Consider the following 11,984-nt stretch of genomic DNA (forward strand, 5'->3'; position numbering starts at 1 on the left):
GGATGAGCTCAGGCGTCGTCCTCGTGGTTCTCGGGGGCTTCCTCATCGGCGGTGCGTGGAGCATCTGGAAGGCCGACCACGACACCAAGGGGCGCACCGGCCCGCAGGTCGGCTTCGCCGTCCTCCTGCTGGTGGCCGCGCTGCTCGCGACGGTGGCGGGCGTCCTCCGCCTCGTATGAGGCCCGACGAGGAGACGTTCCTCGACGTCGTCCTCGCCGACCCGACCGTGGCCGAGGTGCTGCGGCGGGCCCCCGCGCTCGGCGTGCACGACTGGTGGCTCACCGCGGGGGTGCTGTTCCAGACCGTGTGGAACGCCCGCACCGGGCGGCCGCCGGGCACCGGCATCCTCGACGCCGACCTCTTCTACTTCGATCCCGACACGGGCTGGGACGCCGAGGACGCCGTCATCGCCCGGGCCGTGCCGCTCTTCGCCGGCCTGCCGGTCCCGGTGGAGGTCCGCAACGAAGCCCGCGTGCACCTCTGGTACGCCGGGCGCTTCGGCGTCCCGGCACCGGCGGCCTTCCGCGACTGCAGCGAGGCGATCGACTCCTTCGCGGCGGTCTGCTGCGCGGTCGGCGTCACCGTGGACTCGGCCGGCCGACCACGGGTGTACGCGCCGTACGGGATGGGGGACCTGTTCGACCTCGTCGTGCGGCCCAACCGGCGCAGCCCGGCGCCGCGGCACGTGTACGAGGCCAAGGCCGCCCGCTGGCAGTCGGTGTGGCCGGAGCTGACCGTGCTGTCGTGGGACCCAGGGACGGCGGGACCAGCCCTCAGGGCGCGCTGAGCGCGGGGACGTCGGCGGCCGGCGCCGTGGTCGCGTCCGTGGTGGCCTCGGCGCCCGGCCCGGAGGCGGCGACGACGCGGTCCCGGCCGCTGCGCTTGGCGCGGTACGCCGCGGCGTCGGCGGCGGCGTGCACCGCGGTCACGTCGGGGGAGGTGGCCGTGGCCACGCCGACGCTGACGGTGGCGCCGAAGTCCGCGGCGGTGGTGCGGACCCGCTCGCGCAGCCGCTCGGCGACCGCGGTGGCCTGCCCGAGGGTCGCGCCCGGTAGCAGCAGCGCGAACTCGTCGCCGCCGAGGCGGCCGGCCGAGTCCCCGGGGCGGGTCAGGCCGGTCAGGGCGGCGCCGACGAGCTGCAGCACGCCGTCCCCGGCGGGGTGGCCGAAGGTGTCGTTGACGGTCTTGAACGAGTCGACGTCGACGATGAGCAGGCTGACCGGGGTGTCGGTCGCCGCGCGGCGCACCTCGGCCTGCAGCCGCTCGTGGAAGGCGCGGTGGTTCAGGGTGCCGGTGAGTCCGTCGCGCTGGGCCAGCGCGGCGATCTCCGCGGCGTAGGCGGCCATGCGCTCGTAGACCCGGACGTGGTTGGCCGAGGCGAAGGCGCAGGTCGCGGTGGCCACGACCAGGGCCAGCACGCTGACGACCAGGTCCGGCGTCGGGACGTCGGGGTCGAGGACCCCCAGGGTCAGGTGGCCGGCCACGGTGATCACCCCGGCGATGGCCACCCCGACCGGGGGGTAGGCCAGGGCTGCGTGCGCGAGCAGGACGAAGAGGAACGCGACGTAGGGGCTGTCCGCGCCGCCGTCGAGCCGGCAGACGGTGAGCACCAGCGCGAGGCCGACCGCCTCCCAGGCGTCGAAGAAGAGCCGTCCCCGCGGGTGGCGGACCAGCCGCTCGACCGGGACCAGCAGCAGCAGGGGGGCCGGGAGGGCGACCGCGGCGCAGAGCAGGAGGAGCCAGGTGCCGTTGGGGGCCTCCGGGGACATCCAGGTGCGCGTCGCGATGACCGCAGGGAGCCCGACGCACAGCGCCACGCCGCTCAGCGTGTGTCGTCGCCAGAAGGAGACGCGGTCCTCGTCCTCGGCCAGAGCTCGCACGAACCGGTCATCGAGCGACCGCCCGGCCGCCTTGAGCGCCGCTCCTCGCGGGTTCACCCGGGCGGGGGGTGCGCCGGCCGTGGGGGTCCGGGACTCCCGGCGGGGGCGGCGTCGCTGCTCGGTACCGTGGCAGCCGTGAAGAAGAAGGTGACGGTCCTCGACTACGGGTCCGGGAACCTCCGCTCGGCCGAGCGGGCGCTGGCCCGCGTCGGCGCCGAGGTCACCGTGACCGCCGACCGGGACGCGGCGCTCGACGCCGACGGCCTCGTCGTCCCCGGGGTCGGCGCCTTCGCGCACTGCATGGCCGGGCTGCGCGCCGTCGACGGGCCGCGCACCATCGGCCGCCGGCTGGCCGGGGGCCGCCCGGTGCTGGGCATCTGCGTGGGCATGCAGGTGCTCTTCGAGCGCGGTGTCGAGCACGGTCAGGACGCCGAGGGGTGCGGTGAGTGGCCCGGCGTCGTCGAGCAGCTCGAGGCCCCGGTGCTGCCGCACATGGGCTGGAACACCGTCGCGGCGCCCGCGGACACCGTCCTGTTCGACGGGCTGGCCGACGAGCGCTTCTACTTCGTGCACTCCTACGGCGTGCGCGAGTTCTCCCTCGGCCAGGACGGCCGTCCCGGCCCGCTGGCCCCGCCGAAGGTGACCTGGGCCGAGCACGGCGACCGGTTCGTCGCCGGGGTGGAGAACGGCGCGCTGTCGGCCACCCAGTTCCACCCGGAGAAGAGCGGCGACGCCGGCGCCCAGCTGCTCACCAACTGGCTGGCCACGCTCTGAGTCACCGGAGGGGGAACGGCGGCTGCAGCCACCACGGCGCGTCGACCACCTCCACCCGCCGCACCCACTTCACCCACCAGAACCCGCGCCGGCCCGGTGCCACCAGGCGCACCGGCGCCCCGTGCCCGGCCGACAGCGACCGGCCGGCGGCGTGCGTGGCCAGCAGCAGCGACCCGGCGTCGGCCAGGGGCAGCCGCCGCCGGTAGCCGGTCACCGAGACGACGTCGACGCTGCCGCCGTCGGGCAGGTCCAGCCCGGCCAGCAGCCGGTCCAGCCGCACCCCGCGCCACTCCTGCTCGGCGTACCAGCCGCCGGTGCAGTCGAGGACGGCGCTCGCGGTGTCGCCGCGGTCGAGGTCCCGTGCGCGCAGGCGGGTGGTGCGGCCGCCGGCGACGAGCTCGAGGACGTCGCCGGCGTCGTCGGGCACGGCGTCGGTGAACCACTGGGTGACCGGCATCGCGGCCGGGTCGCCGGTGCCCCGCTCGTGCGAGCCGGTGCCGAGCCGCCGTCCGCCCGGTGCGCCGGTCAGCCGAAGGCCGCCCTCGACCGCCGCCCACAGGGCGGCCGCGCCCACGGCCAGCCCGCCGGTCTGCAGCAGCGCCCGGCGCGACGCGTCGCTGCGCCGCGGCCGCTGCCGGCCGCCGACGACGTGCACGAGCAGCAGCGCACCCGTCCCGACGCCCACGCCGACGTGCACCTGCAGCACGGCGATCCCCGCGGCGGCGATCGCCGGGCCGGCGACGGTGTGCAGCACGCCGGTGGCCACGGTGAGCGCGACCAGTCCGGCCAGCGCCCACGCGGAGGCGGGGTCGCGCCGGCCGCGGGTGCGGGTCCGCGACCGCCGGACGACGACGGCCTTCCAGGGCACGAGCAGCAGCAGCCCGAGCCCCGCCGCCCCGTGCGCGGCGACCACGAGCCGCGAGGGCAGCGACGTGCCGACGCCGAAGGCCAGCACCCCGGTGCCGCCGGCGATCAAGAGGAGGGCGAGCAGGCCGAGGTTGGTCCGGCGCCCGGCGCGGCGGGGGAGCGGGACGGCCGGCATCCCCGGAGTGTCCTCCCGCCGCACCTAGGGTGACCCGGTCCCGGCCCGGTCGAGGAGGACCCGTTGCCCGCACCGCGCCCCGCTGCCCCCGCGAGGGGGCTGCTCGCGCCGCTGGTCGTCCTCGCCCTGCTGGCCGGGCTGACGGCGTGGAGCGTGCTGGCCCTGCAGCCTCCGTCGCCGGCGCCGGCCGACGCCCCTGCGACCTCCTTCAGTGCCGCGCGGGCGTTCGGGTACGTGGAGGAGATCGCCGCGGAGACGCACGTGGCCGGCAGCGAGGCGCACGCCCGCGTGGTCGACGGGCTGGTCGCCAGGCTGACCGGGCTGGGGCTGGACACCCGGGTGCAGAACGCCGTCGGCACGTGGCAGTCGTCACCGGGCGCGGCCGAGATGGCGCGGGTGCGCAACGTCGTCGCCGTCCTGCCGGGCACCGGCTCGACCGGGCGGCTGTTCCTGATGGCGCACACCGACTCCGTGGAGACCGGCCCCGGCGCGAGCGACGACGCCGCCGGGGTGGCCACGCTGCTGGAGACGGTGCGGGCGCTCCGCGAGGGCGAGCCGCTGCGCAACGACGTCGTCGTGGTGCTCACCGACGCCGAGGAGGCGTGCCTGTGCGGCGCCGAGGCGTTCGCGGCCAGCCACCCGCTGGCCCCGCAGGGCGGCGTCGTGCTCAACCTGGAGGCCCGCGGCACCAGCGGGCCGCCGATCACGTTCGAGACGTCGCTGGGCAACGCCGGGCTGGCCGAGCGGTACGCCGCCGCGGCGCCGCACCCGGTGGCCACCAGCTTCGCCGTCGAGGTCTACCGGACGCTGCCCAACGACACCGACTTCAGCGTGCTGCTCGCCGACGGGGACTTCACCGGCCTGAACACCGCCTTCATCGACGGGAACGCGGCCTACCACACCCCGCAGGACACCCCGTCGCGCCTCGACCAGGGGACTCTGCAGGCGCTGGGGGACAACACGCTGGCCCTCACCCGGGAGCTGGGTGACGCCGACCTGACCGACCTCTCCCGTCCCGGCGCCGGGGACGCCACCTACTTCCCGCTGCTGTGGGAACTGGTGCGCTACCCCGGGTCGCTGGTGTGGCCGCTGGCGGGTGCGGCCGTGCTCGGCGTGGTCGTGGTGGCGGTCGTGGACCGGCGGCGCGGGTCGTCGCTGCCGCGGACCCTGCTGGGTGCCCTGTCGGCGGTCGTGCCGCTGGTGCTCGCGCCGCTGGCGGTGGTCGGGGTGTGGCGGCTGCTCGTGCTGGTGCGGCCGGGGTACGCGGCGATGCTCGACCCGTGGCGGCCGGGCTGGTTCCGGCTGGCCGCGGTCGCCGTCGTGCTGGCCGTGGTCCTGGCCTGGTACGCGCTGCTGCGGCGGCGGGTCGGCCCCGCGGCGCTGCGGACGGGGGCGCTCGGGGTGCTGGCGCTGCTCGCCGTCGTCCTGGCGGCGCTGGCACCCGGCGGGTCCTACCTGGCCGCGCTGCCGGCGCTGGCCGGGGTCGGCGCGGGGCTGCTGCCGGAGCGGCTGCGGCTCCTGGGCGGGCTGGTGGCCGGGGCGGTCGCGGTCGTCGTGCTGGCGCCGACGGTGGCGCTGTTCTTCCCGGCGCTCGGGCTGGCCGGCGGTGCCGCGCCGGCGGCGGTGGCGACCCTCCTCGTGCTGGTGCTGCTGCCGGTGGTCGAGCAGCTGTTCGCGCCGCCGTCCCTGGCGAACGGGCGGCGGTCCGTCGCGGTGCCCGCGGTCGCGGTAGCACTGGCGGTCGTGCTGACCGCCGTGGGCCTCGCCGTCGACCGGTTCGACCAGCAGCACCCGGTGCCCAGCCAGCTGGTCTACGCGCTGGAGGCCGACACCGGCGAGGCGTGGTGGGCGAGCACCGAGGCCGATCCCGGCGCGTACACCGCGCGGTACGTCGACGGGCCACAGGAGCTGCCGCACGACTACCCGTACCTGGTCGGGCGCCCGGTGGCCGCCGGGTCCGCGGAGGTCGCCGACCTGCCGGCGTCGACCGTGCAGGTGCTCGACGACCGCACCGCCGACGGCCGCCGGACGGTGACCGTGCGGGTAACGCCGCAGCGGGACGTGCGGCTGGTCGTGCTCGACCTCCGCACGGACGGCGGGTCGGTGGTCGAGGCGCGGGTCGAGGCGCGCGACGCCCCGGCCGACGCGCTGGGGGAGGACCGGCTGTGGCTGACCTTCCACGCGCCGCCGCGCGAGGGCGTCGAGGCGACGTTCACCGTCGACGGCGGCGGGCCGCTGACCCTGCGGGTGGTCGACGGCAGCGACGGGCTGTCCGGGCTGCCGGGCTTCCAGCCGCGGCCGGCCGGGGTCGACGCGGCCGGCACGCACAGCTCCGACCTGGTGGTCGTGGGAGTGACGACGGACCTGGGCTGACCGCGCCGTCCGGATCCGTGGACGGGCCGCTGACCTGTGGATTCGTCTGGTGGATCGGCGTGCCACTCGGTATCGTCGAACACGTGTTCGAGCAGGCCGAGGTGTACGCCGACGGGACGGTCCGGTCCCTCGGCTGCTTCGCCGACGACGGCAGGCCGGTGTCCCGCGAGGAGCTCGTTGCGGCCATCGGTGAGCTGCCGTCCACCGACGAGTTCATGGCGGTGATGTGTCCGCCGGGCAGCGCGGAGCGGCTCGCGCTGCCCGACCACTGGGTGGTCCGGCTGGTCGCACTGGTCGAGCGGAGGGCGGCCGCACTGGTCGCCGAGCGGGCCGACCTGGTGGCCCAGCTGGCCGGCCAGCGCCCGGGCGAGGAGGACGGTGGCCGGCCCGTGCCCGAGGTGATGGACGTCAGCGAGTGGCTGCCCTGCGAGCTGGGTCTGGTCCACCCCTACGGCGAGCGGCGGGCCGGTCGCGTGATCCGCACGTCGCTCGCGCTGACCTCGCGCTTCCCGGCCACGCTCCGTCTCCTCGCGCGCGGGGAGATCGACGAGGCCCGTGCCGAGGCCGTCGTCGACCTGCTCGAGCCGCTGGACGAGCAGCTGGCCGCGCGGGTCGAGGCCCTCGTGCTGCCCCGGGCGCCCGAGCAGACGCCGACGAGCCTGCGGGCGAGCATCCGCCGGTGCATCGACCGACTCGGCCCCGAGGCGCGTGAGCGGCGGCACCGGCAGGCGCAGGCGGACGCCGACGTGCGCTGGTGGGCCACCGAGGACGGGATGGCCCGCATGGCCGCGGACCTGACCCTCCCGGCGGCGGCCGCCTGCGGCGAGGTGATCGACGGCCTGGCCCGGCAGCTGCGCGACGGCGGTGACGAACGCCCGATCGGGCAGCTCCGGGCCGAGGTCTTCCAGGACCTCGTCCTGCGGCCGTGGACCGAGCGCCCGGGCGTGGGGGTCTCCCTGGTGGTGCACGCCCCCCTGTCGACGCTCGCGGGCGGCGACGAGCCGGCCGACGTGGACGGCCACCCGGTGAGTGCCGCGCAGTGCCGGGAGCTGCTCGACCGGGTGGGTGCCCTGGACCTGCACCGACCCGGCGGCGGCACGCTCGAGTTCGCGGTGCACGACGACGCGGGGCACCTGGTCGCGGTGGCCACCCGCCGCGGGCTCGAACGCGGGGCGCGGCGAGCCGGGCTCCGGCCGCCACCGCCGACGACGGCCTACCGGCCGACGCAGGGGCACCGCCGGTTCGGGCAGGTGCGGGACCGCCGGTGCCGGCACCCGCACTGCAACCGCCGGGTCGGCCGGACCGACCTCGACCACGTCCGGCCGTGGCCGCACGGCCGCACCGCCTGCGACAACCTCTGCTGCCCGTGCCGCCGGCACCACCGGCTGAAGACCCACGCGCGCGGCTGGCGCTTCCGCCTTCTCCCCGGCGGGCGGCTCGAGGTGGCGACGCCGTCGGGGATCACCCGCGTCACCGATCCACCGCGCGTCCTGCGCGAAGCGGGGTCCGCGGTACCGGTCCGGTCCGGTGCGCCACCGGGAGCGGCCGGCGACCCGGCGATGGCCCCACGGGGCGGCGACGCCCCGCCCGATCTGACCGGCTGCCCGTTCTGAGCCGGTCGGGTCCGACACCGCCCGGGCCGACACCGTCCGCACCGGCTCGATCCGCGAAGGGCTCAACCCGCACCGGCTCGAACCACCGCCCCGGGGACGCGACTCGGGAACAGCTCGGCCAGGGGTGCGGCCCCATGAGAGGCCTCTCATCCGGATCTCACAGGTCCGTCACGGGCGCGGCCGACGGTTCGTGGTGTGCGCAGCCGCCTGTTGTTCGCCGTGGTGTCCGGCCTCGCCGTCGTCCTGCTCGCCGGCGGGACGGCGTGGGCGCTGCTCGGGCCCGCCGGCGTCGGCGAACCCTCGGTGCCTGCGCCGATCGACGTGCCCGCGCGCGAGACGCCGGCCGCCCCCGAGACGCCGGCGGGCCCCGAGACGTCGGCCGGCCGGTCGTCCGAGGCGCCCGGCAGCTCGACGCCGACCGGAGCCTCCGACCCGTCCGGCTCCCCGGCGCCACCGCCGGCCCCCGCGCCCCCCCCCCAGCCCGCCCCCGCACCGGCACCCGCCCCGGCCCCCGCACCCGCGCCGCAGCCCACCGACGTCGTCCCACCACCGCCCCTCCCCGACGACGACGATGACGACGGAGGCGACGACGGGGACGACGACGGCGGTGCAGACGTTGACGACGACGGTGACGACTGATGAGCGCAGGTCGACCGGGTGGCTCGACCGCGCCCGGCGACGACTCGCGCCCCGAGCCGCCCGGACCCGGATCATCGGGTGGGTCCTGCTCATGGTCCTGCTGGCGCTGGCGATCGTCACGCTGGTCACCTGGCAGCTGCTCGTCCGCGCGACCAACGAGCGCATGGACGTCGCGCTCGGGGCCGAGGTCGAGGAGTTCCGGCGGATCCTCGAGGGCAACGTCGACCCGCGCAGCGGTGAGCCGTTCGGCTCCGTCGCCGACGTCCTGCAGACGATGATCACCTACAACCTCGCCCGGCCGAACGAGAAGTTCCTCGGCTACGTCGACGGCGAGTACCGCTACCAGAGCCGCATCGAGGCGCCGGTCCTGCTCAGCGAGGACGCGGCCTTCACCGACCTGGTCGCCTCGGTGACCGAGACGACGTCCGGCGGCTACGCCAGCGGCGCGGGGGAGGTCCGCTACCTCGCCGTCCCCGTGACGCTGGAGGGCGACCCCTCGCGCGGGGTGGCCGTGGTCGCCTACTTCGCCGACCAGGAGCGCCAGGCCGCCGACGACACCGCGAAGCTCATGCTCGGCGTCGGCGGGGTCACCCTGCTGATCGCCGCCGCGGGCGCCTGGGTGGTCGCCGGCCGCGTGCTGGCGCCGGTCCGTGCGGTCGCCAGCACGGCCCAGGGCATCACCGAGACCGACCTCTCCGGCCGCATCCCCGTCGACGACCGGCCCGAGGACGAGCTCACCGACCTCGCCGTCGCCGTCAACGCCATGCTCGACCGGGTGGAGGGAGGGGTCGCCGCCCAGCGGCGGTTCCTCGACGACGCCGGCCACGAGCTGCGCACGCCGATCACCATCGTCCGCGGCCACCTCGACGTGCTCGACCCCGCCGACCCCGACGACGTCCGGCAGACCGTCGCCCTCGTCGACGACGAGCTGGAGCGGATGAACCGCATGGTCTCCGAGCTCCTGCTCCTGGCCCGCTCGGAGCAGCCGGCGTTCGTCCGCCTGCAGCCGGTGGACGTCGCCGAGCTGACCACCGAGGTGTTCGGCAAGGTCCGGCAGCTCGGCGACCGCGTGTGGCAGCTCGGTGGCGCCGCCCGCGCCGACCTCCTGCTCGACCCGCAGCGGCTGACCCAGGCCCTCGTCGCGCTGGCCGACAACGCCGTCCGCTACACCCGCGCCGGCGACCGCATCGTCGTCGGCAGCCGGCTGACCGCCGGTCAGCTGCTGGTCTGGGTCGACGACAACGGCCCCGGGATCGCCGAGGCCGACCAGGCGCGCGTGTTCGAGCGCTTCGCCCGCGGCAGCTCGGGCGCCCGGCGCAGCGACGGCGCGGGCCTGGGCCTGTCGATCGTGCAGGCGATCGCCGCCGCGCACGGCGGCCGGGTGGAGCTGCACAGCCGCCCCGGCGAGGGCGCGACGTTCACCCTCGTCCTCCCCGCCCGCCCGGCACCGCCGCGCGGGGGCTGGACGGACACCGCCGTCGAGGACGCCGGTCCCGACGTCGTCCCCGCCGCCGACACCGTCGACGACCCGCTCGCGACGCCGCCCCTGGCCGTCCCGCCCGGGGCCTCCGCGGCCGGGCGCCGGCCGTACCGATCGAGGGAGGACCCCGGTGAGCCGGGTGCTGATCGCCGAGGACGAGCCGCGCATCGCCGCGTTCGTCGAGAAGGGCCTGCGGGCCAACGGCTTCGCCACCGCCGTGGTCGGTGACGGGCTCACCGCCCTCGACCGGGCCCGCAGCGGCGAGTTCGACCTCGTCGTCCTCGACATCGGGCTGCCGGTCCTCGACGGGTTCGCCGTCCTCCGGGCGCTGCGCGCCGAGCGTTGCGGCGTGCCGGTCATCGTGCTGACCGCCCGCGACAGCGTGCAGGACACCGTGGCCGGCCTCGAGGGCGGCGCGGACGACTACATGCCCAAGCCCTTCCGCTTCGAGGAGCTGCTCGCGCGGGTGCGGCTGCGGCTGGCCGGCGCCCGCCAGGGCGAGGTCACGGTGCTCTCCGTCGGCGACCTGTCGCTCGACCTGCGCACCCGCCGGGCCAGCGTCGGCGGGCGCACCGTCGACCTGTCGGCCCGCGAGTTCGCCCTCGCCGAGACCTTCCTGCGCCATCCCGGGCAGGTGCTGGCCCGTGAGCAGCTGCTCAGCCACGTCTGGGGCTACGACTTCGACCCCGGCTCGAACGTGGTCGACGTCTACGTCCGCTACCTGCGCAAGAAGCTCGGCCCCGAGCGCATCGAGACGGTGCGCGGCATGGGCTACCGCCTCAGCGCCGCCTGACCCCGCGCCGGGGCCGCGGACCGCAGCCACGGCCCACGGACCGATGACCGAGCACGGCCCCGGTCCTCCGTGAGGACCGGGGCCGTGCGGCGATCAGGGGCGGCTCAGGTGCCCGGCGTGGTGTCGTCGGGCGTGGTGTCGTCGGGGTCGACGTCGTCGGGCGTCACCTCGCCCGGGGTGTCGACGGCGCTCTCGCCGGGCGAGTCGGCGGTCTCCCGGGACGCGTCGGCCGGGGCCGCGTCGGACGGCGCAGGGTCCGCCGGGGCGCCGTCCGTGGCCGCGCCGTCCGTGGCCCCGCTGTCCGTGGCCGTGTCCGGGGTGTCGTCGGCGGCACCGGAGACGGCGGCCGGCGGCTGGCTCGCGGGGGAGTCGTCGCCGGCGGCGCAGCCGGTGCCGACCAGGCCCAGGCCGGCGAGCGCGGTGCCGAGGGTGACGACCTTCCAGGTGGCGGGACGGCGGGTCATGTCGGGTCCTCCTCGTGCGTGGCTGTCTCTGACACCGACCACGTTGTCCGGCTCCGGTGAGACCTCCGGGAGAACACGGTGAGCGCCTTCTCAGCGGGATGAGGACCCGCTCATCGCAGGCCCGCCCACTCCTCGGCGAGGGCCACCCGTGCCTCGGTCGCCGCGGCCCAGCCGGCCTGCTGCACCCGGAACGGCCCGGTGGCCAGCCCCACGAGCACGCCGGCCACCCGTGCCGCGAACTCCCCGCCCGGCCAGCGCCCGGCCAGCAGCGCCTGCACCCGCGCCCGGTAGCCGGAGACCCGCGCCGGGTCGCCGCCGAGCCGCTCGAGCAGCGCCAGGTGCGCCACGAGCGTCGCCCAGTCGTCGATCCGGGCGCCCGGCCCGGCGGTGTCGACGTCGAGCAGGCCCACCACCGCCCCGGCGTCGACCAGCAGCTGCGCCTCGTAGAAGTCGCCGTGCACCGGCACCACGGGGTGCCCGCCGGCGGCCGCGCCGACCGCCGCGGTCAGCCGCTCCAGCCGCGGCGCCAGCGACGGGCACACCGTCCCGAGCACCGTCGCGTGTGCCCACACCCGCGGCACCGGGTCGGCCGGGTCCCGCCGCGGAGGGGGAGCGGTCACCGCCGGCAGCGCGTCGAGCAGCGCCTCCAGGACCGCGGGCTCCGGCAGCGCGCCCGGATCCCCGGCCAGGGCCGCGCGCATGGGCGTCCCCGGCAGCCCGGGCAGCACGACGACGCCGTCGTCGGTCGACGCGAGCACCGGCGGCACCGGCACCCCTGCCGAGAGGGTGGCGTGCCGGGCCGCGAGGTCGGCGGCCGCCGACGGCCGCACCACCTTGAGGAACCACCGGCCGGACGGCGAGGTCACCTCGACCACCGCGCGCCGGCCGGGCCGGTAGGCGCGCAGCTGCAGCCGCGGGCTGCCGAC

12 protein-coding genes are annotated in these 11,984 nt (G+C 77.0%); 8 read left to right on the top strand and 4 right to left on the bottom strand.

The features are described from left to right. The first annotated feature begins 2 nt into the window (after positions 1–2). Positions 3–179 (top strand): hypothetical protein, encoded by a 177-nt coding sequence (locus tag ABQ292_RS16370; protein ID WP_369208269.1) that lies wholly within the window; start codon positions 3–5, stop codon positions 177–179. Then, complete coding sequence (locus ABQ292_RS16375) at positions 176–787, top strand: nucleotidyltransferase family protein (protein WP_369208271.1); 612 nt, start codon at positions 176–178, stop codon at positions 785–787. Before ABQ292_RS16370 ends, ABQ292_RS16375 begins: the two co-directional genes overlap by 4 nt. Here the strand turns inward: ABQ292_RS16375 and ABQ292_RS16380 are convergent. Further along, positions 774–1,937, bottom strand: a complete 1,164-nt coding sequence (locus ABQ292_RS16380; RefSeq protein ID WP_369208273.1) for a diguanylate cyclase — start codon at positions 1,935–1,937, stop codon at positions 774–776. The two genes, ABQ292_RS16375 and ABQ292_RS16380, sit on opposite strands and share 14 nt — an antisense overlap. A gap of 78 nt (positions 1,938–2,015) precedes the next feature. On the opposite strand from ABQ292_RS16380, the gene hisH reads away from it, so the two are divergent. After that, a complete protein-coding gene (hisH, locus tag ABQ292_RS16385; protein WP_369208275.1) occupies positions 2,016–2,654 on the top strand; it encodes an imidazole glycerol phosphate synthase subunit HisH in 639 nt (212 codons plus the stop codon). Position 2,655: 1 nt separating this feature from the next. Here hisH and ABQ292_RS16390 read toward each other — a convergent pair whose 3' ends face one another. After that, positions 2,656–3,696, bottom strand: a complete 1,041-nt coding sequence (locus ABQ292_RS16390) for a molybdopterin-dependent oxidoreductase (protein ID WP_369208277.1) — start codon at positions 3,694–3,696, stop codon at positions 2,656–2,658. 63 nt (positions 3,697–3,759) lie between these two features. Here ABQ292_RS16390 and ABQ292_RS16395 point away from each other — a divergent pair, with 63 nt between their 5' ends. The 5 genes from ABQ292_RS16395 to ABQ292_RS16415 all read left to right on the top strand — a co-directional run bounded on the left by ABQ292_RS16395 (position 3,760) and on the right by ABQ292_RS16415 (position 10,594). After that, positions 3,760–6,069, top strand: coding sequence for a M20/M25/M40 family metallo-hydrolase (locus ABQ292_RS16395; RefSeq protein ID WP_369208279.1), 2,310 nt, complete (start codon positions 3,760–3,762; stop codon positions 6,067–6,069). An 83-nt stretch (positions 6,070–6,152) separates the two neighbouring features. Then, complete coding sequence (locus ABQ292_RS16400; protein WP_369208281.1) at positions 6,153–7,682, top strand: HNH endonuclease signature motif containing protein; 1,530 nt, start codon at positions 6,153–6,155, stop codon at positions 7,680–7,682. A gap of 195 nt (positions 7,683–7,877) precedes the next feature. Next, positions 7,878–8,321 (top strand): hypothetical protein, encoded by a 444-nt coding sequence (locus tag ABQ292_RS16405; protein ID WP_369208283.1) that lies wholly within the window; start codon positions 7,878–7,880, stop codon positions 8,319–8,321. Next, on the top strand, positions 8,254–10,029 hold the full coding sequence (locus ABQ292_RS16410) for a sensor histidine kinase (RefSeq protein ID WP_369208285.1): 1,776 nt from the start codon (positions 8,254–8,256) through the stop codon (positions 10,027–10,029). Before ABQ292_RS16405 ends, ABQ292_RS16410 begins: the two co-directional genes overlap by 68 nt. Further along, positions 9,932–10,594: a response regulator transcription factor gene (locus ABQ292_RS16415; protein WP_369208287.1), complete on the top strand. Its 663-nt coding sequence runs from the start codon at positions 9,932–9,934 to the stop codon at positions 10,592–10,594. The genes ABQ292_RS16410 and ABQ292_RS16415 overlap by 98 nt, the downstream gene beginning before the upstream one ends. Before the next feature lie 104 nt (positions 10,595–10,698). Here the strand turns inward: ABQ292_RS16415 and ABQ292_RS16420 are convergent, their stop codons facing one another. Continuing rightward, positions 10,699–11,058 (bottom strand): hypothetical protein, encoded by a 360-nt coding sequence (locus ABQ292_RS16420; protein WP_369208289.1) that lies wholly within the window; start codon positions 11,056–11,058, stop codon positions 10,699–10,701. A 110-nt stretch (positions 11,059–11,168) separates the two neighbouring features. Further along, the coding region (locus ABQ292_RS16425) for a phosphotransferase family protein (RefSeq protein WP_369208291.1) at positions 11,169–11,984 on the bottom strand (816 nt) is incomplete at its 5' end.

The sequence above is a fragment of the Geodermatophilus maliterrae genome, from assembly GCF_041018925.1.
Taxonomy (GTDB): Bacteria; Actinomycetota; Actinomycetes; order Mycobacteriales; family Geodermatophilaceae; genus Geodermatophilus; species Geodermatophilus maliterrae.

Coding starts and splice junctions, on each gene's coding strand:
- ABQ292_RS16370 (WP_369208269.1), top strand. CDS start 3: ATGAGCTCAGGCGTCGTCCTCGTGGTTCTCGGGGGCTTCCTCATCGGC.
- ABQ292_RS16375 (WP_369208271.1), top strand. CDS start 176: ATGAGGCCCGACGAGGAGACGTTCCTCGACGTCGTCCTCGCCGACCCG.
- ABQ292_RS16390 (WP_369208277.1), bottom strand. CDS start 3,696: ATGCCGGCCGTCCCGCTCCCCCGCCGCGCCGGGCGCCGGACCAACCTC.
- ABQ292_RS16410 (WP_369208285.1), top strand. CDS start 8,254: ATGACGACGGAGGCGACGACGGGGACGACGACGGCGGTGCAGACGTTG.
- ABQ292_RS16420 (WP_369208289.1), bottom strand. CDS start 11,058: ATGACCCGCCGTCCCGCCACCTGGAAGGTCGTCACCCTCGGCACCGCG.